Below are 23,452 nucleotides of genomic sequence, written 5' to 3' on the forward strand. Positions count from 1 at the left end.
CGGGTGGGGCGGGCCCGGCGGGGGCCGGCCGCGCCGCGCGGGCGTTCATTGTTCGATGAGCAGGGCGGCGGCCACGCGCCGGCCTTCGGCCATGAGGATGTTGTACGTACGGCAGGCGGCCATGAAATCCATTGTTTCGACGCCGACGCGCCGGGCGGCGAGCAAGGCCGTGAGCCGGGGATGCGGAAAGCGCAGGCGCGCGCCGCTGCCGAATACGACGAGTTCGGGCGCCTGCGCAAGGACGAGCTCGAAATGCTCGGGGGCGAGCGCATCGAACGATGACACGGGCCATGCGAGCACGGGCGCGTCGGGCAGCAGCAAAATGCTGCTTTCATGGCGCACGAGATTGACGTCGACGTAATGGGCGCCGTAGCCGGTTACTGTATTGAGCGCGCCGCTCGAGTCCTGGTGTAATTTCAAATCGGTTTCCGTGGTTCCGTCGGACGGGGCGTGGCCGCCGCGACCGCATCGAGGCCGAAAGGGGCTTTCGCGGCAAATGGTGCATTGCGAAAGTCGGCCGAAATCCGCTAAATTATAACTTTTTAGCCGCCCTGCGGCGCCCAGCATCGTGCACGCGCGCGAGTCCATCCCATTCGTCGCCCTTCGCGCGCGCCACAAGCGCGCCTGAACGAGCAATCAAGCGGGCGAATCCCATGCGCGCGTTTTCTCCGGCGAACCCATCGCCGGTCGGGCGCAGCAACGTGTTGGCGCGTGTCCGGTCGTCGCGCGCCCGGCCCGCGCCCCCGTCTTTTGGCTCTCCCCCAGGAAATGTGTCCGCCGTGAAACCGATTCTTAAATCGAACAAGCTGCTCAACGTCTGCTACGACATCCGCGGGCCCGTCCTCGAGCACGCCAAGCGTCTCGAAGACGACGGCCATCGCATCATCAAGCTGAACATCGGCAATCTGGCGCCGTTCGGGTTCGATGCGCCGGACGAAATCATCCAGGACATGATTCGTAATCTGTCGGCTTCGTCGGGTTACTCGGATTCGAAAGGGGTCTTCGCGGCGCGCAAGGCCATCATGCATTACTCGCAGCAAAAGGGCGTGGCCGGCGTCGAACTCGACGATATCTATATCGGCAACGGCGCGTCCGAACTGATCGTGATGGCGATGCAGGGGCTGCTCAACGACGGTGACGAAGTGCTGCTGCCCGCGCCCGACTATCCGCTCTGGACGGCCGCGGTCAGCTTGTCGGGCGGCACGCCCGTGCACTATCTGTGCGACGAATCGAACGCGTGGATGCCCGATCTGGACGATCTTCGTGCGAAAATCACGCCGCGCACGCGCGCGCTCGTCGTCATCAACCCGAACAACCCGACCGGCGCGCTCTATTCCGACGAGCTGCTGCTCGATCTGCTGGAGATCGCCCGCCAACACGGGCTGATCGTGTTCGCAGACGAGGTTTACGACAAAATCGTCTACGATGGCAAGAAGCACACGTCGCTCGGGGCGCTGTCGGAAGATGTGGTGACGGTCACGTTTAACAGCCTGTCCAAGAGCTACCGCTCGTGCGGCTACCGCGCGGGTTGGATGTACGTATCGGGGCTGACGGGCGAGAACCGCCGTCGCGGCAAGGATTACTTCGAAGGGCTCGGTATTCTCGCGTCGATGCGGCTGTGCCCGAACGTGCCGGGCCAGTATGCGATCCAGACGGCGCTCGGCGGGTATCAGAGCATCAACGATCTGATTGCACCGGGCGGGCGGCTGCACCGCCAGCGGCAGGTCGCCTATGAGATGCTCAACGCGATTCCGGGCGTGAGCTGCGTCAAGCCGGAAGCGGCGTTGTACATGTTCCCGCGGCTCGATCCGAAGGTCTACCCGATCGAGAACGACCAGCAATTCATTCTCGATCTGCTGCTCGAAGAACGGGTGCTGCTCGTCCAGGGCAGCGGTTTCAACTGGCCGCGGCCCGATCATTTCCGGGTCGTATTCCTGCCGAACGTGGACGATCTGACCGATTCGATCAACCGGATCGGACGCTTTCTCGAAGGCTATCGCAAGCGTTGCGGCACCTAGCGCGCGTTGCACGCAAGCGCGCACGGCGCGCTTGCCCCCATTTACGACTCATCTAACCAGACAAACCCGGCATGGAACCGATCAAAGTTGGCTTATTAGGCTTCGGCACGGTGGGTAGCGGCACCTTCACGGTGCTGCGCCGCAACCAGGAAGAAATCAAACGCCGCGCGGGCCGCGGGATCGCGGTCGCGCGCATTGCCGTGCGCAACCCGGCCAAGGCGCTCGCCGCGCTCGGCGAGGCCGCGGGCACGGTGCAGGTCGGCAGCGATTTCGAAGCCGTGATCGACGATCCCGCCATCGATATCGTCGCCGAAATGATCGGCGGCACCGCGATCGCCCGCGAGCTCGTGCTGCGCGCCATCGCGAACGGCAAGCATGTCGTCACCGCCAACAAGGCGCTGCTCGCCGTGCACGGCACGGAGATCTTCGAGGCCGCGCGCGCCAAAGGCGTTATGGTGGCGTTCGAAGCCGCCGTCGCCGGCGGCATCCCGATCATCAAGGCGCTGCGCGAAGGGCTGACGGCCAATCGCATTCAGTCGATCGTGGGCATCATCAACGGCACGACGAACTACATCCTGTCGGAGATGCGCGAACGCGGTCTCGACTTCGCCACCGCGCTGGCGGGCGCGCAGGCGCTCGGCTACGCGGAAGCCGATCCGACGTTCGACATCGAAGGCGTGGATGCGGCGCACAAGCTCACGATCATGAGCGCGATCGCGTTCGGCATTCCGGTGCAGTTCGATCGTGCGTACGTCGAAGGCATCCGCAAGCTTGCTTCGATCGATATCAAGTACGCCGAGGACCTCGGGTATCGCATCAAGCTGCTCGGCATTACGCGTCGCACCGAGCGCGGCATCGAGTTGCGCGTGCATCCCACGCTGATCTCGGCGAAGCGTCTGCTCGCGAGCGTCGAAGGCGCGATGAACGCCGTCGAAGTGCACGGCGACGCCGTCGGCACGACGCTGTACTACGGCAAGGGTGCGGGCGCGGAACCGACGGCATCGGCCGTCGTGGCCGATCTGGTCGACGTTACCCGTCTGCATACGGCCGATCCGGGCCATCGCGTGCCGCATCTGGCGTTCCAGCCGCAAAGCCTGGCCGATACGCCCGTGCTGCCGATCGACGAGGTGACGAGCGGCTACTACTTGCGCTTGCGCGTGGCCGACGTGACGGGCGTGCTGGCCGACATCACGCGGATGCTCGCCGATGCCGGGATTTCAATCGATGCGTTGTTGCAGAAGGAAGCCGAGCAGGTGGCCGACAACGGCGAGACCGATGTCGTCATCGTCACGCACGATACGCTCGAGAAGAACGTGAACGCGGCCATCGCGCGCATCGAAGCGCTGACGACGGTGGTCTCGAAGGTCACGAAGCTGCGAATCGAAGCCTAGCGCTCTCGTCCAGAGCTGAGCCCGTTACCGAAATCGAAGTATCGAAGTGATTGAGCCGAAAATGAACTACATCTCCACGCGCGGCGCCGGTATCGGCGAGCGCCACACGTTCTCCGACATCCTGCTCACGGGCCTCGCCAAGGACGGCGGTCTTTACCTGCCGGCCGAGTATCCGCGTGTGACGGCGGACGAACTCGTGCGCTGGCGCGCGCTGCCTTATGCGGATCTTGCATTCGAAGTGCTGAGCAAGTTCTGCGACGACATCCCTGCCGCCGATCTTCACGCGCTCACGCGTCGCACCTACCGGGCCGATGTCTACTGCAACGTGCGCGCCGGCGAGGACGCGAGCAACATTACGCCGCTCACGCGGCTCGGCGTCGAGAACGGCGCGCAGCTTTCGCTGCTTGCGCTGTCGAACGGGCCGACGCTCGCGTTCAAGGACATGGCGATGCAGTTGCTCGGCAATCTGTTCGAGTACGCGCTGGCCAAGCATGGGCAGACGTTGAACATCCTCGGGGCGACGTCGGGCGATACCGGCAGCGCCGCGGAATACGCGATGCGCGGCAAAGCCGGCATCCGCGTGTTCATGCTCTCGCCGCACCGGAAGATGAGCGCGTTTCAGACGGCGCAGATGTACAGCCTGCAAGAGCCGAACATCTTCAACCTCGCGGTCGAAGGGGTATTCGACGACTGCCAGGACATCGTGAAAGCCGTCTCGAACGATCACGCGTTCAAAGCGCAGCATCGCATCGGTACGGTCAACTCGATCAACTGGGCCCGCGTCGTGGCGCAGGTCGTCTATTACTTCAAGGGCTACTTCGAAGCGACTAAGTCGAACGACGAGCGCGCCTCGTTCACGGTGCCGTCCGGCAACTTCGGCAACGTCTGCGCGGGGCATATTGCCCGCATGATGGGGCTGCCGATCGACAAGCTCGTCGTCGCCACGAACGAAAACGACGTGCTCGACGAGTTTTTCCGCACAGGGGCCTACCGCGTTCGCGGCGCAGCGCAGACGTACCACACGAGCAGCCCCAGCATGGATATCTCGAAGGCGTCCAATTTCGAGCGTTTCGTGTTCGATCTGCTCGGGCGCGATCCGGCGCGCGTGCTGCAACTGTTCCGCGATGTCGAGGAAAAGGGCGGGTTCGATCTGGCCGCGAGCGGCGATTTTGCGCGCGTACGGGAATTCGGCTTCGTTTCGGGCCGCAGCACGCACGACGATCGTGTCGCGACGATCCGCGACATCGAGGCACGTTACGGCCAGGTGATCGACACCCATACCGCCGACGGGCTCAAGGTGGCGCGCGAGCACTTGGAGCCGGGTGTCCCCATGGTCGTGTTGGAGACGGCGCAGCCGATCAAGTTCGGCGAAACGATTCGCGAGGCGCTTGGGCGCGATCCGGAGCGTCCGGCGGCGTTCGCCGGGCTGGAATCGCTGCCGCAGCGCTTCGACGTGCTGCCGGCCGATACGGCGCGCGTGAAAGCGTTCATCGCCGAGCATACGAACGATTGATCGTGCGGCGGATGGCGCAGGGGGGCACACGGTGCGCCGTCCGCCATTCGCCACCTCTCATGGGTTGACCTGCACGGCGCGTGCATGCGCGCCTTGCCGCGCGGCCTATGTCGCGGTGGCCCATGGCTCGCTACAATAAAGGCTTTCGCAGCGAGAATCGCTTGCCGATGCCCACGCCATCTGAATCCGCACCCCGCGCACCGCTCTTGTCCACGGCGGAAGCGCTCGCCACACTGCTTGCCGCTGCCGCCCCGATCGCCGAAACCGAAACGGTCGCGACACTCGATGCGCTTGGGCGCGTGCTAAGCGCCGACGTCGTGTCCGAGCTCGACGTACCGCGAGCCGATATGAGCGCGATGGACGGCTACGCCGTGCGCGTGGCCGATTTGTTGCACGGCGACCGCCGCCTGCCGGTCTCGCAGCGGATACCCGCGGGTCATTCGCCGCAGCCCCTGGCAGCCGGCACCGCCGCCCGCATTTTCACCGGTGCGCCGGTGCCGCCCGGTGCCGATGCCGTCGTCATGCAAGAGCAGACCGAAGCGGACGGCGACTGTGTGGCGATCCTGCACACCCCGAAAGCGGGCGAATGGATCACCGCGCAAGGTGCCGACATCCGTCGCGGCGCCGTCATTCTGCCGGCCGGTACGCGGCTGTCGCCGCAAGCGCTGGGGTTGGCCGCGTCGATTGGCGCGGCTCGACTCGAGGTGGCTCGGCGCGTCAAGGTGGCGGTGTTCTTCACCGGTGACGAATTGACGATGCCGGGCGAGCCGCTTCAGCCGGGCGGCATCTACAACTCGAACCGCTTCACGCTCACCGGCCTCTTGGCCCGTTTGAACTGCGAGGTCACCGATTTCGGTATCGTCCCCGATCGCTTCGAAGCGACGCGCGATGCCATGGCTGCCGCGGCGCGAGACCACGATCTGATCCTGACTTCGGGGGGCGTCTCGGTGGGCGAAGAGGATCACGTGAAGCCGGCCGTGGAAGCGCTGGGCCGGCTCGCGTTATGGCAAATCGCGATGAAGCCCGGCAAGCCGCTGGCGTTCGGGGCGGTACGGCGGCCGGGCGCAGCGGCGTCAGCTTCCGAGACGCATTTCATCGGGTTACCGGGCAACCCGGTGTCCAGCTTCGTCACGTTCTTGCTGTTCGTGCGGCCGTTTCTGCTGCGGCTGTCGGGCGTGCGCGAGGTGGCGCCGCGGGCCGTTTCGCTGCGGGCCGACTTTACGCAGGCGAAAGCCGATCGCCGCAACGAGTTCTTGCGCGCGCGCGTCAATGAGGCGGGCGGGCTCGAGTTGTACGCGAACCAGAGTTCCGCGGTGCTGAGTTCGACGGTGTGGGGAGACGGCTTGATCGACAACCCGCCGAACCATGCGATCAGCGCCGGCGAAACGGTGCGTTTTCTTCCATTCTCCGAATTGCTCGGCTGACGGCGCGCACCAAGCGCGTGCATTTTGAAGCGGCACACCGATATGAAGATTGAGCTGAAATACTTTGCGAGTGTCCGCGAGGCATTGGGCCTTGCGGACGAAGCGGTGCAGGTGCCCGAGGGCGTGGCGACCGTCGGCGACGTGCGTGCGTGGCTGCGGGCCCGCGGCGGCGTCTGGGCGGAAACGCTCGCCGAGGGGCGCGCGCTGCGCATGGCGTGCAACCATACGATGACAGACGCCGGTACGCGGCTGACCGACGGCTGCGAAGTCGCATTTTTTCCGCCCGTGACGGGCGGTTGAAGCAGGGCGGCATAGGATTGGGAGCCCGCAACATGACTGTTCGCGTACAAACCGAGGATTTCGATCTATCCACCGAAATCGCCGCGCTACGCGCCGAGAATCCAAAAATCGGGGCCGTCGTCGCATTTGTCGGCACGGTCCGTGATTTGAACGACGGCGAAGATGTCGCCGCGATGGAACTCGAGCACTACCCCGGTATGACCGAGAAGGCCCTGGAGGCTATCGTCGAAGAGGCCAGGCGGCGTTGGCCCGGATCGGAAGTAAGGATCGTGCACCGGGTGGGCAAGCTTGAACCGCTCGATCAGATCGTCCTGGCGGCCGCCACCGCAGCGCATCGGCACGACGCATTCGCGGCGTGTGCCTTCGTCATGGACTATTTGAAGACGCAGGCGCCGTTCTGGAAAAAGGAAACGACGGCAAGTGGATCGCGCTGGGTCGATGCGCGCGTGTCGGACGATGCAGCCCTGGCACGCTGGGGGATCGAGGCAGGGAACGCTGGACCTGACGGCGGCACCTCGCGTTGATACGGGGGGTGGCGCCGGGTCGCGCCGCTGCGGATGCATCGCGGCGCATCGGTCGATTGCACCCCTGATCGCCGGGTGCCGAGGGCGATGTGAGCCAGATCAGTCGGGCTCGCCCGCTTCCGCCTCGGGCTTGGCCGAGTGCCCGATGATTTTTGCCGGGAACGGTTCGCGGTGCTTCGTGGCGCCAGCGTGTAGCCGCTCGTGGCCCGCATCGTCGTCGCGCGGGCGTCTCGGTGCGATACGATCGAGCAGCGCCTGCTGTTCGGGCGGAACCGTGTAGTCCCAGCCGAATCGGCTCAGTTGCAGGCTTTGTGCGATGCGCAGCGCCGGTTCCATGAAGCGCACGGCCGCCGCTGGCTCGTAGCGCTCGCACACGGTATCGAGGAATAGATGCAGCCAGCGGCTGAAGTGACGCGGCTCGAGGCCGTCGAGCGGCTGGTGGGCTTGTTGGACGTTGCCGCGGTAGCGCTTATCGCCAAGGACGAGACTGCCCCAGAAGGTGCACATTTTCGGCAAATGATCGTCCCACCGGCCCTCGAGCACGGCGTCGAATACGGGCCCGAGCAGCGGATCGGCGCGTACCCGGTCGTAAAAGGCATAGACCAGTTCGCGAATATTCGCCTCGGTGGGTTCGGGATGGCGGATACTGCCCGCCGTGGCGCTGGTATCGCCTGAATGAGTAGAGGTAGACATCGAAATACCGTGTCGCGCACCGTCTGCGGCCAAATCGCCCGCAAAACGCATGCAAAGCAAGCTAAATTATTGAAAAACGCCGTCAGCGCGGGCCTTCATATACCTGCACATATAATGCATGTTATGGTCGCGTCGTCGCTCATACAACCCTTCGCACAGTGCGGTTTTGCCGCGGGACGTCATTCGCCCCGGTCGGCCGCCCCGCGTTCCAATCGAACCGTTGCCCGCAGATGAGACTCACCGACTATACCGATTACGCCTTGCGTGTGCTGCTGTTCCTCGCGGTTCGCGACGATGGACTCACGACGATTCAAGACATCTCGGAAGCCTACGGTATTTCCAAGAACCACCTGATGAAAGTGGTCCAGCGGCTCGGCGAGCTGGACTGGATCGAGACGGTCCGGGGGCGGCACGGCGGGCTGCGGCTCAATGCACGTTCGCTGAGCCTGACCATTGGCGAGGTCGTGCGCGGCACTGAGAACGATTTTGCGCTGGTCGGCTGCTTTCCGCGCGAGGGCGCCGAGCCGAGGCGCTGCGTCATCGAGCCGCAGTGCCGCCTGAAGCACGTCTTCGAGGCGGCCCGCGGCGCATTCCTTGCGGAGTTGGACCGGTACACGCTGGGCGAACTTGCGGGGCCGGCGGCGCCGCTGGCCGAACTGCTCGGCCTGCCTGCCTCCACGGGTGCGAGGGCTCGGCCGGTGGTGCCGATTTCGGCTGGATAGCGTGAAAGGCAGAAACAGGGTGGCGGACTGAGCGAAAAAAGCGCTTGAAACGAGCCAAGAGCGCCTCATTTTGGTGATAGTCAAAATTGGAGGTCTCTTCATGAGAATCGACAAGCTCACCACCAAGTTTCAAGAAGCGCTCGCCGATGCCCAGAGCCTCGCGGTAGGCCGCGGTCAGCAGTACATCGAGCCCGTGCACGTGCTGGCGGCGCTCGTCGCTCAACAGGACGGCTCGGCTCGCTCGCTGCTCTCGCGTGCTGGCGTGCACGTTCAAGCGCTGCAAACGGCGCTCAACGAGGCAATCTCGCGTCTGCCGCAAGTGCAGGGCACCGACGGCAACGTGCAGATCAGCCGCGAGCTGAATGGCTTGCTCAATCAAGCCGACAAGGAAGCGCAGCAGCTGAACGACACGTTCATCGCGAGCGAGATGTTCCTGCTGGCCGTGGCCGACGATAAAGGCGAAGCGGGCCGGCTCGCGCGTCAATACGGTCTCGGCCGCAAGTCGCTCGAAACCGCGATTGCGGCGGTGCGCGGCGGTGCGCAGGTTCACAACGCCGACGCGGAAAGCCAACGCGAAGCCCTGAAGAAGTACACGATCGACCTGACCGAACGGGCGCGGGCGGGCAAGCTCGACCCGGTCATCGGCCGCGATGACGAAATCCGGCGTTCGATCCAGATCCTGCAGCGTCGCACGAAGAACAATCCCGTGCTTATCGGCGAACCGGGCGTGGGCAAGACGGCGATCGTCGAAGGATTGGCCCAGCGTATCGTCAACGGCGAGGTGCCCGAATCGCTCAAGAGCAAGCGCGTCCTGTCGCTCGATATGGCCGGCCTGCTCGCTGGCGCGAAGTATCGCGGGGAATTCGAGGAGCGGCTGAAGGCGGTCCTGCACGACATCGCGAAGGACGAAGGCCAGACGATCGTCTTTATCGACGAGATCCACACGATGGTCGGCGCGGGCAAGGCCGAGGGTGCGATGGACGCGGGCAACATGCTCAAGCCGGCGCTTGCGCGCGGCGAACTGCACTGCATCGGCGCGACGACGCTCGACGAATACCGCAAGTACATCGAGAAGGACGCGGCGCTCGAACGGCGTTTCCAAAAGGTGCTCGTCGACGAGCCTTCGATGGAAGCGACGATCGCGATCCTGCGCGGGCTGCAGGAAAAATACGAACTGCACCATGGCGTCGAAATCACCGATCCGGCTATCGTGGCCGCGGCGGAACTCTCGCATCGCTATATCACCGATCGCTTTTTGCCGGACAAGGCGATCGATCTGATCGACGAGGCCGCCTCGAGGATCAAGATGGAAATCGACTCCAAGCCCGAAGAGATGGACCGGCTCGACCGTCGCTTGATCCAGTTGAAGATCGAACGGGAAGCGGTGAAGAAGGAGAAGGACGAAGCGTCGCAAAAGCGGTTGCAACTGATCGAAGAGGAAATCGAGCGGCTGAACCGCGAGTATTCCGATCTCGAAGAAATCTGGACGGCCGAAAAAGCGGCCGTGCAAGGTAGCGCGCAGCTGAAGGAAGAGATCGAGAAGACGCGCGCCGAGATCACGCGGTTGCAGCGCGAGGGCAAGCTCGAAAAAGTGGCCGAGCTCCAATACGGCAAGCTCCCCGAGCTCGAGGCGCGCCTGAAGCAAGTCACGCAGGCCGAAGCCACCGAACAGCACAATCCGACACGTCCGCGGCTGCTGCGCACGCAAGTGGGGGCCGAAGAGATCGCCGAAGTCGTTTCGCGCGCCACCGGCATCCCCGTTTCGCGCATGATGCAAGGCGAGCGCGAAAAGCTGCTGCAGATCGAGTCGAAACTGCATGAGCGCGTGGTGGGGCAGGACGAAGCGATCGTGGCGGTGGCCGATGCGATTCGCCGCTCGCGCGCGGGCCTGGCCGATCCGAACCGGCCGTATGGCTCGTTCCTGTTCCTCGGCCCGACGGGTGTCGGCAAGACCGAGCTGTGCAAGGCGTTGGCTTCGTTCCTGTTCGATTCGGAAGAACACTTGATCCGAATCGACATGAGCGAATTCATGGAAAAACACAGCGTGGCGCGATTGATTGGCGCGCCGCCGGGCTACATCGGCTACGAGGAAGGCGGTTATTTGACGGAAGCCGTCCGCCGCAAGCCGTATAGCGTGATTCTGCTCGACGAAATCGAGAAGGCGCACCCGGACGTCTTCAACGTGCTGCTGCAAGTGCTCGACGACGGGCGCATGACGGATGGCCAGGGACGGACGGTCGACTTCAAGAACACGGTCATCGTCATGACGTCGAACCTCGGTTCGCAGATGATTCAATCGATGAGCGACGAGCCGCAGGAAGCCGTGCGCGACGCGGTCTGGACAGAGGTCAAACAGCATTTCCGTCCCGAGTTCTTGAACCGGATCGATGAAGTCGTGGTGTTCCATTCGCTCGATCGCAGCAACATCGAGTCGATCGCGAAGATCCAGTTGCAGCGTCTGCATGAACGGCTCGCGAAGCTCGACATGCAGCTCGTGGTGTCGGATGCTGCGCTCGAGCAAGTCGCGAAAGTCGGCTACGATCCGCTGTTCGGCGCACGGCCGCTCAAGCGAGCGATTCAGCAGGAGATCGAGAATCCGGTCGCCAAGTTGATTCTCGCAGGCCGGTTTGGCCCGAAGGATGTGATTCCTGTCGAAGTGGAAGACGGCAAGCTGGTGTTCGAGCGGGTCGTGCATTGAGCCGCATGCCGGGCGAATGCCCGGCATGCGGCCGAGGCTGCCTTGTATCATCAAGCCACTATGCGGCCGAGCGTCCTTGCGCTCGGCCGTATTTCTTTGAACGCGCGCAAACGCGCTTGACTTCGAGTGCACTCGAAGTCTTAACGTTGAGGTCGTCATGTCGGAAGCACTCACGATCGGTCGGATGGCCGAAGCACTCGGCGTTTCGACGCACACGTTGCGGTTCTACGAACAAGCGGGGCTGATTCGGCCCGTCTCGCGCTCGGGAGCCGGGCATCGCCTGTACTCGCCGGCCGATATCGAATGGCTGCGGTTCGTGATGCGCCTGAAGGCAACGGGGATGCCGATCGCTCGCATGCAGGCCATCGCGGTGCTGCGGGCCGAAGGCCCTGCAACGGCGGCGCAGCGGCGCGCACTGCTCGTGGAACACCGCGAAGCCGTGCTCGCCGAACTGCAGCAGTGGCAGGCAAACCTGGCCGCGATCGAGCAGAAGATCGTCGACTACGACGCGATGGTGCGCGACATGACGGATGACAAGCACAACCCTCAATCGTCAAAGGATCGACCATGGCAAACGACACCAACGCAAACAACAACGACCGCTATACGCGCGGATGGGCAAAGCTGAAGGAGGTCGACGGTGAAGTCGGGGAGCGCGTGGTCGCATCGCTGGCGCCGATCGCTCCCGATTTCTCGCGCTTAATGGTCGAATTCGGATTCGGCGACATCTACAGCCGGCCGGGGCTCGATCTGAAGTCGCGCGAAATCGCGACAATTGCGGCGTTGGCGGCGCTCGGCAATGCGCAGCCGCAACTGAAGGTGCATATCGAAGGCGCGCTGAACGTGGGCTGCACGCGGGAGGAGATCGTCGAGGTGTTCATGCAGATGGCGCTGTACGCCGGCTTCCCGGCGGCGCTGAATGCCCTTTTTGCCGCGCGCGAAGTGTTCGATGCGCGCGATGCAGCACCGGCCAAGGCGGCATGAGCTTGCGGGGCCGCGCGCACTGCGCGGGCAGCGGCGGGGGGCGGTAGCTTCCGGTCGATTGCGCCTCGTGTTCCGTCATCCAGTGGGATAGGAGGCGATGCAATCGGCTACTGCATCGCGGGTTCGGACAATGCGCGGCGCTTGCTGATCGAACGCCAATGCAGGAACAGTCCACAGCCGGCCGCCGCGAGGCTCGCGGCGCTCGCCGCCCAAAACCCGCGTGCGCCCGTCAGCCACTGCGGCACGGCACCGCCAACGTCGAAGCCGAGCAGACAGCCGCCACCCAAGCCCACGCCCCATAACGCGATCGCATAGATCACGGTGGGCACGACGGCGACCTTGTAAGCGCGCAGGACGAAGGCCGTCACCGTCTGGAACGTATCGAACAGGTGATAGACGAGCATGATCGGCAGCAATGGCATGGCAGCAGCGACGACGGCGGCGTTGGTCGTATAGCCCGACAGAATCTCGGGCCTCAGGACATACCCGAGCGTCGCGTAGCCTAGCCCAATCGCGCAGGCCATGATGATGCCGTGCCGCGCCAGCGTGCGGGCGTCTTCGTGCCGCTGGGCGCCTAGCGCCTGCGCAACGAGCGTCGAGGTCGCGATGCCGATCGACATCGGCGTCATATACAGCACGGCGCCGAAGTTGCCGGTGATCTGGTGCCCGGCCAGCGTCGTCGTACCGAAGCGCGCGATAAACAGCGCCATGAACGTGTACGACGTCACTTCGATCAGATACGACAGCCCCATCGGCACGCCGAGCCTCAGCAACGCCATTTGCCGGTGGCGCTGCGGCCAACAAAAGTGCTTAAAAATTTCGAACGGTTCAAAAAAATCGAGCTTGGCCAGCAGCATCAAGCCGATTGCGGCGAGCGCATAGTTGATGACGGTGCTGGCGAGCGCGCATCCGGGGCCGCCGAGCGCCGGCATGCCGAAGCCGCCGAAAATGAACCAAAAATTAAGCGGAATCTTGATCAGCAGTGCGCACACCTGCAGCATCATGACGAGACGCGGCTTGCCGACCCCGTTCGCGAGCGACGTATAAACGCGGAAGGTCAGGCTTGCGGGCAAGCCGAACGCGGCGATGCGCAAGTAGTTCTCGGTGCGCTCATGCAGTGCCGGCGGCACGTGTGAAATCGCGAGCAGCGGCCCTGGAAAAAACATCACCACGAAGCCGAGGACGGTCAGTGCAGCCGACAGCCAGAGTGTCTGGCGGACTTCCTCGCCGATTTCCGTATAGCGCCGCGCGCCGAAGAGCTGTCCGGTGATCGGCTGCAAGGCAAGGACGACCCCGGTCAAGCCCACGAATACCGACACATATACCGACGAGCCGAGCCCGAGTGCCGCGAGATCGACCGCCGAGTAGCGGCCCACCATGACCGTGTCCATCACCCCGAAAGCGATGACGGCGAGTTGCCCGATCAGCACCGGCCACGCGAGGCCGGCGATCTTGCGTATGTCGGTGAACATGAAAGGGTGTCAGGAATGTCGCTTGTGAGCGCGGGGCCGATGCCGCTCCACTTTCGGCTGCGGACGATCGACACGGACGTAAAGGCGGAACCGCTCGTCGCGGTCGGCCGCGCGCCGGCCTTCCCATACGAGCTTCCAGGCATAGTTCAACATCGGGCTCGGCGCGATGAAATCGGCGGCGTCTTGCCGGAGCAGCACGTCGCAATCCTGACTGAACGAGAATTGCATGTCGGCGAAATAGGCGAATGACGCCAATTGCGCGTCGCCGAGCCTGACAGGCGAAATGCAGGTGTAATCGTCGGGCAGGTGTTCGGCGATTTGCAGCGCGACGTCGCGATAGGTCCGGCTGTAGTTCACCATGGGCAGCCACAGCGTCATCAACAGGACCCACATCAGCGTCGTGCCGGCACTGGAGAGGATGACGCTGCGCCAGAGTACCTTCGGATGGCGTGCGATACGCCAGCGCACCAGCATGAGCCAGGAGAGTGTCGCCGCCACCGCGCAGATGAACGACAGCATGCTGAATTGCGGCACGAAGCCCGGTACGAGACGCGCGAGATTGCGCGCCAGCGGATGTGGGAAGCCGGTTTGCGCGGCGAGCCAAACGAGCCAGACGAAGATGCCGAGGATCGTGAAGCTCAACACGGCGAACCAGTCGATAGCGTTGATCGCCCCGCGCTTGAGGGTCGGCAGCGCGAACGCGGCCAACGTCGCCAGCGGCGGCAGCAGCAGCATATAGAGCCGGTTCGATTGATGGCTTTGCAGCACGGCGAGAAACACCAGCGGCAGCGCGACCGAGACGGGAATGGCGATGTGCGGCTTGCGGCGCAACCCGCCCCAACTGACCCAGGCCCACAGCGCCAACGGCCACGCGGGCCAAGTGAACAGCGGCAGGTTCTTGAGGGCATAGAGCCACACGTGGCCCCGCGGTGCGGAGAAACGATCGATGCTGCCGTTGATCCATTGCTCGACGAACCAATGCGCATCGTCAGGGTAGAGATGGAGCACGATCAACGGCCAGGCGAGCGAGAGCGCCACCGCGAGCGGCAGCCCGACGAGCGGCAGCCAAACCGAGCGCAGCTCGGGCACGAAGATGCCCATCACGAGCGTACTGACGAGCAGTGCGATGACGAGCAGCGGGTTGGCGGACAACGCCAGTACAGCGAGCGCGAGCGCCCAGTAAAGCGCGCCCTGCAACGGCTTATCGGCGCTGCGCACGAGCGCGTAGACGAGCATGGCAACGCCCATGAACTGCGAGAGTTGCGGGGTGGTCTCATGCCCGCGCTCGGCCAGCCCAAAGCAGGCGACGAGGATCAGCAGGGCGCCGTCGGCCAGCGTGCGGCCGTAGTCCCGGGGCTCCGGTTCTCCGCCGAACGCGTACTTGAAGGGTTGTACCTCGGTGCGGCGGCCGAGAAGATAGGCGGCATACCAGATGAATGCGCAGGCCGCGCAAAACAGCAATCCCGTTGCCAGGCGCGAGGCATCGGCCGCGTCGACCCACGGCGCCAGGGCGCGGATCGAGATGGCGCCGAGCCAGTAGCCCAACGGCCCATCTTCGGTGATGAACTTGCCGACGAGATCGGGCAGCAGCCAATCGTGCGCATTGCCGCCGGCCATCGTCCACATGACGCCGAAGCCCGCGGCATCTTCGTTTTTCCACGGGTCGCGGCCGAACAGGCCGAATGCGGCATAGACAATGCAAAGCGTGAGCAACAGCCAGCGCGGGAGGGCGCGCGTGGCGGAAGCGGTGAGGCGAACGACGGGTCTCATGCAGGCTGCGGATCTCGGACGGTGGTTGTCATGCGGCTGTTGTGGCTGTTGTCATGCTGACGGTGCGGGCGTCTGAGCGCGCGATCCGGCATTGTAGACGCGCGAAGCCTCGCCCGCCATGTGGTGCGCCAAATGCGGCTTCGCCCCGCGGGGCATCCCGGCGCCCAAGCAAAGCACCAAAGAAAATGGGCAGCGTGTCGCTGCCCATTTCGTAAAAAAGGGCAGCGCTTTGCTGCCCCTTTTGTTCGGTCCGGCGAAAAGGCCGGGCGCATTGTCGCGGCGCGAAATTACTTCGCTGCCTTGCCGGCTGCGCGCGCGCCGAACTTCTTGTTGAACTTCTCGACGCGGCCTGCCGTGTCCATGATCTTTTGCTGGCCCGTGTAGAACGGGTGCGATTCCGACGAGACTTCGATCTTGGCGAGCGGGTAGGTCTTGCCGTTGTACTCGACCGTTTCGCGCGTTTGGATCGTGGAGCGCGTCACGAACATGAAGCCGTTCGACAGATCGTGGAAAACGACTTCGCGGTAGTCGGGGTGAATGCCTTCTTTCATGATGTTTCCTTTAGTCTGGCGGTAGCCAACCCACGCTGCATTGCCGCCGATTCGGCTTCCCCATCTCAAGGGACAGGGAGCGAACGTTCGACATGCCGAAGGCGCGAGCCACTTGCCTAAGGTCGAAAAACGGCGATTATGCCAGAAAATCAGGCGGTTGACGAAATATTAGTATGAGTTTGCCGTGCGCAGGGGGCGTGCCGTGGGGCGCGCGGTGCGCATGCTTGACCCGCCGGTGGACCGGCCGTTGAATCAGCCGGCGCTTGGCTACGTCCGAGTATCGGCGAGGACGCCTTTGCGGGCCGGATCCTGGCGGTAGTAGCGAGCGAGCAGCCGGTACAGTTCGGGATATTGCGCTTCGAACGCCTTCGGCTGCACGAAGAGTGCTTCGCTGCAAACGGCGAAGAATTCGGACGGATGATCGGCCGCGTACGGATCGATCAGCGATTCGCGCTCGAACCGCGCCCAGCGGCGGCGCGGCACGGCATCCACGCTGGCGCAAAACCGGTCGTACGCATGATCGAATACGTCGGCCCACGCTTGCGCGTCGAGCGGTGCATGCCAGCGCCGGAAGAGGGGTGGGTGGCCGTCCGTTTCGCCCGTGAGCATGTCGATCTTGTGCGCGAATTCGTGGATCACGACGTTGTAGGCGTCCTGGCCGTCGGTGAGTTGGGCATCTTCCCAGGAGAGGATGACGGGACCGCCTTCCCACGCCTCGCCGCTCGCGTCGTGTTCCACTTCGTGCACCACGCCGTCTTCGTCCTCAACGGTCTTGCGGATCACGAACTCGCCCGGATAGACGGTGATACCCACCCATCCGCGATATAGATCGAGGCTCAAATTCAGGACGGGCAGGCAGGCTTGGACGGCGATGCCGACGATCATCCGATCGGAGAGCGTCAACTCGTGGGCCGTGGAGAATTCCTTGTTTGCGATGAACAAACTCGTCATCTCGCGCAGGCGCACCAGATCGGCGGCGTCGAGATAACCGAGAAAGGGCAGACCTTCGAGCGTGGCCTGCCAAAGCGCTTCGTCGATGGCATGCTCGCGTAGCGTTCGTTCGCGACGGCGCGTACCGAGCCAGCGCGTGAGCTTGGAGAACATCGGGGATCGGGGGCGACCGTCGAAAGAGGAGCCGCCTTCGTCAAGAGAGGAAGGCGGCGCGATGCCTTAGCCGCCGCGGCGCATCAGATCGAAGAACTCGGAATTGCCCTTCGTTTGGCGGATCTTGTCGAGCAAGAACTCCATCGCCTCGACTTCATCCATGTCGTGGATGAACTTGCGCAGCACCCAGATCTTTTGCAGGATCTCAGGCTTGATGAGCAACTCTTCGCGACGCGTACCCGACTTATTCAGATTGATCGAGGGGTAGACGCGCTTTTCGGCGAGGCGACGCTCGAGGTGCACTTCCATGTTGCCCGTGCCCTTGAACTCTTCGTAGATGACGTCGTCCATGCGGCTGCCCGTTTCGATGAGCGCCGTACCGATGATCGTCAGCGAGCCGCCTTCCTCGATATTGCGCGCCGCGCCGAAGAAGCGCTTCGGGCGTTGCAGCGCGTTGGCATCGACACCACCGGTCAGCACCTTGCCCGAGGCCGGGATGACCGTGTTGTAGGCCCGCGCCAGACGCGTGATCGAATCGAGCAGAATGACGACGTCCTGCTTCATTTCGACGAGACGCTTGGCCTTTTCGATCACCATTTCGGCCACTTGCACGTGGCGCGTGGCGGGTTCGTCGAACGTGGAGGCGATCACTTCGCCGGCCACCGAGCGCTGCATTTCGGTCACTTCTTCGGGGCGCTCGTCGATGAGCAGCACGAAGAGGACGACGTCCGGGTGGTTTTGCTTGATCGCGTGTGCGATGTGCTGAAGCATGACCGTCTTGCCCGACTTCGGCGAGGCGACGAGCAGCCCGCGCTGGCCTTTGCCGATCGGGGCGATCATGTCGATGATGCGGCCGGTGACGTTTTCCTCGCCGCGCATTTCGCGCTCGAGCAGTAGCGGCTTGTTCGGATGCAGCGGCGTGAGGTTCTCGAACATGATCTTATGTTTCGAGGCCTCGGGCGGCTGTCCGTTGACCTTGTCGACCTTGACGAGTGCGAAGTAGCGCTCGCCGTCTTTCGGCGTACGCACTTCACCTTCGATCGTGTCGCCCGTATGCAGGTTGAAGCGACGGATTTGCGACGGGCTGATGTAGATGTCGTCCGTGCTCGCGAGATACGACATTTCCGGCGAGCGCAGGAAGCCGAAGCCGTCGGGCAAGACTTCGAGCGTGCCATCGCCGAAAATGGTCTCGCCGGTTTTGGCGCGCTTCTTCAGAATGGCGAACATCAGTTCTTGCTTGCGCAAGCGGTTCGCGCTTTCGATCTCGAGGCCGTTCGCCATCTCGATCAATTGAGACACGTGCTGAGACTTAAGCTCGGATAAATGCATACGGAAATCCCGCCGGGGAAGGTGCGACGAAAAGAAATATGGGAGGAGAGTTGAGCGGAACCGCTCAGAGACTTATACGTCTTGAAGTCTTATGATTCTAGCATAGCACACGCCGCGTGCGGCTCTATTAGCCGCCGCGTTGTGCACCGGGCCTGTTGTCGTATTGCAACAGGCCCGGCGGTTCGTTACAGGTGGCTGTCGAGGAATGCGGTCAGTTGCGACTTCGACAGGGCGCCGACCTTCTGCGCCGCCACCGCGCCGTTCTTGAACAGGATCAGCGTGGGGATGCCGCGCACGCCGAACTTCGCCGGCGTGGATTGATGCTCGTCGACGTTGATCTTGGCGATCTGGAGGCGATCGCCGTAATCCTTGGCGACTTCATCGAGAATCGGGGCAATCATTTTGCACGGGCCACACCACTCGGCCCAAAAATCGAGGAGCACGGGCTTGTCGGATTTCACGACGTCCTGTTCGAACGATGCGTCGCTGATGTGCTTGATTTGTTCGCTCATGTAAAAGTACCTCTTCGGGTTCGAGGCCCGCGTCTGAAATTGCTCGCCACAATACACCAAAACGGGAAATCGTTCTGAGCGCGCAGCCGATCGGACATGCCGGAAGCGGACGCGGCGCTGACTTCGCGGGAAGGTGGGCGAGCGAGTCGATGCACAAAAGGCTCGCGCGGCTCGCTCAGTTGCGGGTCGTCTGGGTGTCATATTAGCCCAAATCGCTATGCGTCGTCCGAACCGATAGTCGCGGCACGCGCGCTGCCGCACGTGCACGTTGGCCGCGTGTTCGGATGGGGATGTCTCGCCCGCTGTTCCGCGCTCCCTTTGTGCGCGGGGTGTGCGGTGCCGCGCACAGGCAGGCCGGGGCGGGGGCATATAAGAACGATATAAGAACGTCTTCGCGCCATCTCGCGAAAGAATCCGCGCGCCGCGCTCGCGTCGCTGGGCAAGCGGTGATAGAATGCGCCGTGACGGGCCTCCTCGCATGGAGGGGCGGTCAACCTGGTCAGGTCGGGAACGAAGCAGCCACAGCCGTTTTCCACCAGTGCCGAGGGTCGGGCTCGTCACCTTCCGCTTTTGCCTCGCTGTCTTCTCGTGGTTTGTTGCCGCTGCCCGGCAGCGCTTCCACTCTGTTTCGAATTTCCCTTTGTTTTGCCGTGTCGCCGAACGCCATGCGCTATCCGGTTCCGTTGCGTCATAGTTCGCCGCTTTGCCGTGTTTCGCGAGCGCGCGGGTGCATTGGCGGCGCGGCGTTGCTGATACAATTTCGCGATGACCTATCAAGTTCTCGCACGCAAGTGGCGACCGAGGGATTTCGCTTCGCTCGTCGGACAAGAACACGTCGTGCGCGCGCTCACGCACGCGCTCGACGGCGCGCGTCTGCACCACGCGTATCTGTTCACCGGAACCCGCGGCGTCGGCAAGACCACGCTCTCCCGCATTTTCGCCAAGGCACTCAATTGCGAGACGGGCATCACGGCCACCCCGTGCGGCGTTTGCCGCGCCTGTCGTGAAATCGACGAAGGCCGTTTCATCGATTACGTCGAGATGGATGCGGCGAGCAACCGCGGCGTCGATGAAATGGCCGCGCTGCTCGAGCGCGCCGTCTACGCACCGGTCGATGCGCGCTTCAAGGTCTATATGATCGATGAAGTGCACATGCTCACGAACCACGCCTTCAATGCGATGCTGAAGACGCTGGAAGAGCCGCCGCCGCATATCAAGTTCATCCTCGCGACGACGGATCCGCAAAAGATCCCCGTCACGGTGCTGTCGCGCTGCCTGCAGTTCAATCTGAAGCAGATGCCGGCCGGGCACATCGTCGATCATCTCGAAAAGATTCTTGCGGCCGAGCAGATCGTCTTCGAGCCGCAGGCGCTGCGGCTGCTCGCGCGGGCGGCAGAGGGCAGCATGCGCGACGCGCTGTCGCTGACCGATCAGGCGATTGCCTACTCGGCCAATCAAGTGACCGAAGAGGCCGTGCGCGGCATGCTGGGCGCGCTCGATCAAAGCTATCTTGTCCGCCTGCTCGATGCGATCGTCTCGGGTGACGGCCAGCTTGTCTTGTCGGTCGCCGACGAAATGGCATCGCGCAGTTTGTCGTTTTCCACGGCGCTGCAAGACCTGGCCAGCCTGCTTCACCGGGTGGCGTGGGCGCAGTTTGCCCCGGCCACCGTGCTCGACGAGTGGCCCGAGGCGAGCGACCTGCGTCGATTCGCCGAGGCGCTGGCACCCGAGCAAGTCCAGTTGTTCTATCAGATCGCGACGCTCGGACGCGCTGAACTCGGTCTTGCGCCAGACGAATACGCGGGCTTCACGATGACGCTGCTGCGCATGCTGGCGTTCGAGCCGACCATCCCGCCCGGATCGGGTCCGGCCGGGCCGGCCCCGAAGCGGGCCAGCGCGCCGGCGGCGGCAGTGGGGCAACGCGGCGCCGCCGTGGCCGCGCAGGCGAGTCAAGGCGCGGCAAGTGCTGCGGCCCCGGTGCGTGCGATGCCACCCGCGGCAACCCGCGACGTCCAGGCGCGGGCGTTTGGCGGGCAGTCGCCGAAGCCTTCGATGCAAGCCGCATCGATCGAATCCGTCGGCGGATCCACGTCTGCGGAGCCGGGCGAAGCGCCTGCTGCGTCCGCCGAAGCGTCCACGCCGCCCGCGAGTCCCGTTACGACGGTTACGACGTCCGTGCCGAATGCCGCCGGTCCGAGTGAAGACGATGCGCACGCGCGAAGTGTCGTAGAAATGGATGCCGCGCGTTCGGCGGCGGCCGAACCGGATTCTGTTTCCGCGTCGCCTTCCGAGCCTTCGCTCGAGCCGCGGGCCGCCGCGGCTGACAGGACGGCTGACACGGCGGCTGACACGGCGGCTGACACGGCGGCCGCGGCCGCCATGCCGCAATCCGCGGCAAGAGGAGCGCGCGCCGCCGCGCCAACCGTTGCATCGGTATCTCTTAAGTCGGCGGAGCCCGCGCTTGAGCCGGACGCCGATTCTCGTCCGCGGACGGGCGGCGCGAGCGCCGCGCTCGACGTCTTGCGCAACGCGGGCTTGCGCGTGTCCACCGACCGCAATCGAGCCGCCGCGGCCAAGCCTGCAGCAACGGCCGCTCCGGCCAAACCGGCAGCGCCGAAGACGCCGGTCGTCGTGCCGACGCCGCGTCCGCGCGCGTCGGAGGCGCCGCCGGCACGGCCCGAGCGCCCGGTCGCGCCCGAGCGGGCGTCGGCGCCCGCGCCGTGGGACGATATGCCGCCCCTCGACGATTACCCGCCGCCGTCTTCGGAAGACGATTACTTCGCGGGGCCGCCCGATGATGGCTTCGTTCCCGTCTTCGGCGCCGGTCCTGACGATGTGCGGGTTGACGCAGGCTTCGATTCGCCGGCTATCCCGTCGACGCCCGCCGTCGATCTGAGCAAGCTGCCGCCACCCGTGGCGCTCGATGCAGTCGGGTTCGCAGGCGATTGGCCGGCACTGGCGGCCAGCCTGGGGCTCACGGGTGTCGCTCATCAGTTGGCATTCAATAGCGAACTGACCGAGCTGGACGGTCGCATCCTGGCGCTGAGCGTGCCGGTGCCGCAGTATGCGGACGCCACGCAAGTGGCGAAGCTGAAAGCCGCACTCGAGGAAAAACTCGGCACGGCCGTCGACGTGCGCGTGACCGTCGGCCCTGCCCGCCGCACCGCGGCATTATTGGAGGCCGCCGCGCGCGCGGAGCGTCAGCGCGAAGCCGAGCGGGAAATTGGTGCCGATCCGTTCGTACAATCGTTGATTCGCGAGTTCGGGGCGAGCATCGTGCCGGGCTCGGTAAGACCCGTGGCGCCGGGCGCCGAAGCCGGAGCGGGCGCGCACTGAGCGCCGTGATTCACCGGCGGGGAGCATACCGCGACAAGCACATACGACCTTTTCTGTTTTCCGAATTCTTTGCGGCGTCGTCCATACCGATGCGGCGGCCGCATCCCACTTCGCACAATCCAAGGAGCACATCCATGATGAAAGGCCAACTCGCCGGGCTGATGAAGCAAGCCCAACAGATGCAGGAAAACATGAAGAAGATGCAGGAGCAGTTGGCGCAGATCGAGGTCGAGGGCCAATCGGGCGCCGGTCTCGTGAAAGTGACGATGACCTGCAAGAACGACGTGCGCCGCGTGTCGATCGATCCGAGCTTGCTCGCCGACGACAAGGACATGCTCGAAGACCTCGTCGCGGCGGCGTTCAACGATGCTGTCCGCAAGGCCGAAGCGACCGCCCAGGAAAAGATGAGCGGCATGACGTCGGGCCTGCCGCTGCCGCCGGGATTCAAGCTGCCGTTTTGACCGGCGCACAGCAAAGGAGATGATCCGCTTGGCGATGGTATTCGCAACATGAAACAGCCTTCCGCACTCGTTGCGCTCGTCGAGGCGCTGCGCGCGCTGCCGGGCGTCGGTCCCAAATCCGCGCAGCGCATGGCGTACCACCTGATGCAGCACGATCGCGAAGGGGCCGAACGGCTCGGGCGTTCGCTGCTGTTCGCGACCGAGCACCTGCGACACTGCGAGAAGTGCAATACGTTTACCGAAGCACGGGTATGCGACGTGTGCAGCGACGAGTCGCGCGATCCAACGCTGTTATGTGTCGTCGAAACGCCGGCGGATCAGATCATGCTCGAGCAGACGATGACCTACCGGGGGCTGTATTTCGTCTTGATGGGGCGTCTGAGCCCGCTCGACGGCATCGGGCCGAAGGAAATTCATTTCGAGCGGCTGGTCAAGCGCGCGTCGGATGGTGTCGTCAAGGAAGTCGTGCTCGCGACGAACTTCACGAACGAGGGCGAAGCCACGGCCCATTACCTCGCCCAGACGCTCAAAGCGCGCGATCTGTCGGTGACGCGCCTCGCGCGCGGCGTGCCGGTGGGTGGCGAGCTCGAATACGTCGACGCCGGCACGATCGCGCGCGCGATGCTCGATCGACGCACGCTCTAACCGCC

The 23,452-nt window shown here is 64.0% G+C and carries 21 protein-coding genes and 1 other RNA gene; 14 read left to right on the top strand and 8 right to left on the bottom strand.

The features are described from left to right. Positions 1 to 45: 45 nt before the first annotated feature. Complete coding sequence (locus ACTHL0_RS11525; protein ID WP_440566869.1) at positions 46 to 420, bottom strand: Mth938-like domain-containing protein; 375 nt, start codon at positions 418 to 420, stop codon at positions 46 to 48. Between the two features lie 350 nt (positions 421 to 770). Here ACTHL0_RS11525 and ACTHL0_RS11530 point away from each other — a divergent pair, with 350 nt between their 5' ends. The 6 genes from ACTHL0_RS11530 (at position 771) to moaE (ending at position 7,170) form a co-directional block, all read left to right on the top strand. Next, the gene (locus ACTHL0_RS11530) at positions 771 to 2,018 is read left to right on the top strand and encodes a pyridoxal phosphate-dependent aminotransferase (RefSeq protein ID WP_440566870.1); all 1,248 of its coding nucleotides are present in this window, start codon (positions 771 to 773) and stop codon (positions 2,016 to 2,018) included. A 71-nt stretch (positions 2,019 to 2,089) separates the two neighbouring features. Continuing rightward, positions 2,090 to 3,409, top strand: coding sequence for a homoserine dehydrogenase (locus ACTHL0_RS11535; protein ID WP_440566871.1), 1,320 nt, complete (start codon positions 2,090 to 2,092; stop codon positions 3,407 to 3,409). A gap of 61 nt (positions 3,410 to 3,470) precedes the next feature. Further along, complete coding sequence (thrC, locus tag ACTHL0_RS11540) at positions 3,471 to 4,922, top strand: threonine synthase (protein ID WP_440566872.1); 1,452 nt, start codon at positions 3,471 to 3,473, stop codon at positions 4,920 to 4,922. A 167-nt stretch (positions 4,923 to 5,089) separates the two neighbouring features. Then, a complete protein-coding gene (locus ACTHL0_RS11545) occupies positions 5,090 to 6,346 on the top strand; it encodes a molybdopterin molybdotransferase MoeA (RefSeq protein WP_440566900.1) in 1,257 nt (418 codons plus the stop codon). A gap of 42 nt (positions 6,347 to 6,388) precedes the next feature. Further along, entirely contained in the window at positions 6,389 to 6,646 is a 258-nt protein-coding gene (moaD, locus tag ACTHL0_RS11550) for a molybdopterin converting factor subunit 1 (RefSeq protein WP_440566873.1), read from the top strand. A 32-nt stretch (positions 6,647 to 6,678) separates the two neighbouring features. Continuing rightward, a complete protein-coding gene (gene moaE, locus ACTHL0_RS11555; RefSeq protein WP_440566874.1) occupies positions 6,679 to 7,170 on the top strand; it encodes a molybdopterin synthase catalytic subunit MoaE in 492 nt (163 codons plus the stop codon). Between the two features lie 99 nt (positions 7,171 to 7,269). Here the strand turns inward: moaE and ACTHL0_RS11560 are convergent, their stop codons facing one another. Then, positions 7,270 to 7,863 carry a group III truncated hemoglobin gene (locus ACTHL0_RS11560; protein ID WP_440566875.1) on the bottom strand — a complete coding sequence of 198 codons (594 nt, stop codon included), beginning with the start codon at positions 7,861 to 7,863 and terminating at the stop codon, positions 7,270 to 7,272. 230 nt (positions 7,864 to 8,093) lie between these two features. Here ACTHL0_RS11560 and ACTHL0_RS11565 point away from each other — a divergent pair, with 230 nt between their 5' ends. The 4 genes from ACTHL0_RS11565 to ACTHL0_RS11580 all read left to right on the top strand — a co-directional run bounded on the left by ACTHL0_RS11565 (position 8,094) and on the right by ACTHL0_RS11580 (position 12,267). Then, a complete protein-coding gene (locus ACTHL0_RS11565; RefSeq protein WP_440566876.1) occupies positions 8,094 to 8,585 on the top strand; it encodes an Rrf2 family transcriptional regulator in 492 nt (163 codons plus the stop codon). Between the two features lie 100 nt (positions 8,586 to 8,685). Continuing rightward, entirely contained in the window at positions 8,686 to 11,283 is a 2,598-nt protein-coding gene (clpB, locus tag ACTHL0_RS11570; RefSeq protein ID WP_440566877.1) for an ATP-dependent chaperone ClpB, read from the top strand. 157 nt (positions 11,284 to 11,440) lie between these two features. After that, positions 11,441 to 11,911, top strand: coding sequence for a MerR family transcriptional regulator (locus ACTHL0_RS11575; protein ID WP_440566878.1), 471 nt, complete (start codon positions 11,441 to 11,443; stop codon positions 11,909 to 11,911). Next, on the top strand, positions 11,851 to 12,267 hold the full coding sequence (locus ACTHL0_RS11580; RefSeq protein ID WP_440566879.1) for a carboxymuconolactone decarboxylase family protein: 417 nt from the start codon (positions 11,851 to 11,853) through the stop codon (positions 12,265 to 12,267). Before ACTHL0_RS11575 ends, ACTHL0_RS11580 begins: the two co-directional genes overlap by 61 nt. Before the next feature lie 107 nt (positions 12,268 to 12,374). Here ACTHL0_RS11580 and ACTHL0_RS11585 read toward each other — a convergent pair whose 3' ends face one another. The 6 genes from ACTHL0_RS11585 to trxA all read right to left on the bottom strand — a co-directional run bounded on the left by ACTHL0_RS11585 (position 12,375) and on the right by trxA (position 19,005). Then, positions 12,375 to 13,739: an MATE family efflux transporter gene (locus ACTHL0_RS11585; RefSeq protein ID WP_440566880.1), complete on the bottom strand. Its 1,365-nt coding sequence runs from the start codon at positions 13,737 to 13,739 to the stop codon at positions 12,375 to 12,377. Positions 13,740 to 13,748: 9 nt separating this feature from the next. After that, positions 13,749 to 15,509 carry an ArnT family glycosyltransferase gene (locus ACTHL0_RS11590; RefSeq protein ID WP_440566881.1) on the bottom strand — a complete coding sequence of 587 codons (1,761 nt, stop codon included), beginning with the start codon at positions 15,507 to 15,509 and terminating at the stop codon, positions 13,749 to 13,751. A gap of 287 nt (positions 15,510 to 15,796) precedes the next feature. Further along, a complete protein-coding gene (locus ACTHL0_RS11595) occupies positions 15,797 to 16,060 on the bottom strand; it encodes a type B 50S ribosomal protein L31 (RefSeq protein ID WP_440566882.1) in 264 nt (87 codons plus the stop codon). A gap of 267 nt (positions 16,061 to 16,327) precedes the next feature. Continuing rightward, positions 16,328 to 17,164: a zinc-dependent peptidase gene (locus ACTHL0_RS11600; RefSeq protein WP_440566883.1), complete on the bottom strand. Its 837-nt coding sequence runs from the start codon at positions 17,162 to 17,164 to the stop codon at positions 16,328 to 16,330. A 66-nt stretch (positions 17,165 to 17,230) separates the two neighbouring features. Further along, positions 17,231 to 18,493, bottom strand: a complete 1,263-nt coding sequence (gene rho, locus ACTHL0_RS11605) for a transcription termination factor Rho (RefSeq protein WP_440566884.1) — start codon at positions 18,491 to 18,493, stop codon at positions 17,231 to 17,233. A 185-nt stretch (positions 18,494 to 18,678) separates the two neighbouring features. Next, complete coding sequence (gene trxA / locus ACTHL0_RS11610; protein WP_102647006.1) at positions 18,679 to 19,005, bottom strand: thioredoxin TrxA; 327 nt, start codon at positions 19,003 to 19,005, stop codon at positions 18,679 to 18,681. A 463-nt stretch (positions 19,006 to 19,468) separates the two neighbouring features. Between trxA and ffs the strand changes: the two genes are divergently transcribed. The 4 genes from ffs (at position 19,469) to recR (ending at position 23,447) form a co-directional block, all read left to right on the top strand. After that, an RNA gene (gene ffs / locus ACTHL0_RS11615) (signal recognition particle sRNA small type) lies at positions 19,469 to 19,567 on the top strand. Positions 19,568 to 19,770: 203 nt separating this feature from the next. Further along, positions 19,771 to 22,341, top strand: coding sequence for a DNA polymerase III subunit gamma/tau (locus ACTHL0_RS11620; protein ID WP_440566885.1), 2,571 nt, complete (start codon positions 19,771 to 19,773; stop codon positions 22,339 to 22,341). Between the two features lie 134 nt (positions 22,342 to 22,475). Continuing rightward, complete coding sequence (locus ACTHL0_RS11625) at positions 22,476 to 22,802, top strand: YbaB/EbfC family nucleoid-associated protein (RefSeq protein ID WP_277426993.1); 327 nt, start codon at positions 22,476 to 22,478, stop codon at positions 22,800 to 22,802. Between the two features lie 48 nt (positions 22,803 to 22,850). Continuing rightward, positions 22,851 to 23,447, top strand: a complete 597-nt coding sequence (recR, locus tag ACTHL0_RS11630; RefSeq protein WP_440566886.1) for a recombination mediator RecR — start codon at positions 22,851 to 22,853, stop codon at positions 23,445 to 23,447. Positions 23,448 to 23,452 lie beyond the last annotated feature (5 nt).

The sequence above is a fragment of the Trinickia sp. genome (assembly GCF_051961175.1).
Lineage (GTDB): Bacteria > Pseudomonadota > Gammaproteobacteria > Burkholderiales > Burkholderiaceae > Trinickia.

Bases quoted from the DNA above. Each gene is read 5' to 3' on its own strand.
- ACTHL0_RS11535 (WP_440566871.1), top strand. From the start codon at position 2,090: ATGGAACCGATCAAAGTTGGCTTATTAGGCTTCGGCACGGTGGGTAGC.
- thrC (WP_440566872.1), top strand. From the start codon at position 3,471: ATGAACTACATCTCCACGCGCGGCGCCGGTATCGGCGAGCGCCACACG.
- ACTHL0_RS11545 (WP_440566900.1), top strand. From the start codon at position 5,090: ATGCCCACGCCATCTGAATCCGCACCCCGCGCACCGCTCTTGTCCACG.
- moaD (WP_440566873.1), top strand. From the start codon at position 6,389: ATGAAGATTGAGCTGAAATACTTTGCGAGTGTCCGCGAGGCATTGGGC.
- moaE (WP_440566874.1), top strand. From the start codon at position 6,679: ATGACTGTTCGCGTACAAACCGAGGATTTCGATCTATCCACCGAAATC.
- ACTHL0_RS11560 (WP_440566875.1), bottom strand. From the start codon at position 7,863: ATGTCTACCTCTACTCATTCAGGCGATACCAGCGCCACGGCGGGCAGT.
- ACTHL0_RS11565 (WP_440566876.1), top strand. From the start codon at position 8,094: ATGAGACTCACCGACTATACCGATTACGCCTTGCGTGTGCTGCTGTTC.
- clpB (WP_440566877.1), top strand. From the start codon at position 8,686: ATGAGAATCGACAAGCTCACCACCAAGTTTCAAGAAGCGCTCGCCGAT.
- ACTHL0_RS11575 (WP_440566878.1), top strand. From the start codon at position 11,441: ATGTCGGAAGCACTCACGATCGGTCGGATGGCCGAAGCACTCGGCGTT.
- ACTHL0_RS11580 (WP_440566879.1), top strand. From the start codon at position 11,851: ATGGCAAACGACACCAACGCAAACAACAACGACCGCTATACGCGCGGA.
- ACTHL0_RS11585 (WP_440566880.1), bottom strand. From the start codon at position 13,739: ATGTTCACCGACATACGCAAGATCGCCGGCCTCGCGTGGCCGGTGCTG.
- ACTHL0_RS11590 (WP_440566881.1), bottom strand. From the start codon at position 15,509: ATGAGACCCGTCGTTCGCCTCACCGCTTCCGCCACGCGCGCCCTCCCG.
- ACTHL0_RS11595 (WP_440566882.1), bottom strand. From the start codon at position 16,060: ATGAAAGAAGGCATTCACCCCGACTACCGCGAAGTCGTTTTCCACGAT.
- ACTHL0_RS11600 (WP_440566883.1), bottom strand. From the start codon at position 17,164: ATGTTCTCCAAGCTCACGCGCTGGCTCGGTACGCGCCGTCGCGAACGA.
- rho (WP_440566884.1), bottom strand. From the start codon at position 18,493: ATGCATTTATCCGAGCTTAAGTCTCAGCACGTGTCTCAATTGATCGAG.
- trxA (WP_102647006.1), bottom strand. From the start codon at position 19,005: ATGAGCGAACAAATCAAGCACATCAGCGACGCATCGTTCGAACAGGAC.
- ACTHL0_RS11620 (WP_440566885.1), top strand. From the start codon at position 19,771: ATGACCTATCAAGTTCTCGCACGCAAGTGGCGACCGAGGGATTTCGCT.
- ACTHL0_RS11625 (WP_277426993.1), top strand. From the start codon at position 22,476: ATGATGAAAGGCCAACTCGCCGGGCTGATGAAGCAAGCCCAACAGATG.
- recR (WP_440566886.1), top strand. From the start codon at position 22,851: ATGAAACAGCCTTCCGCACTCGTTGCGCTCGTCGAGGCGCTGCGCGCG.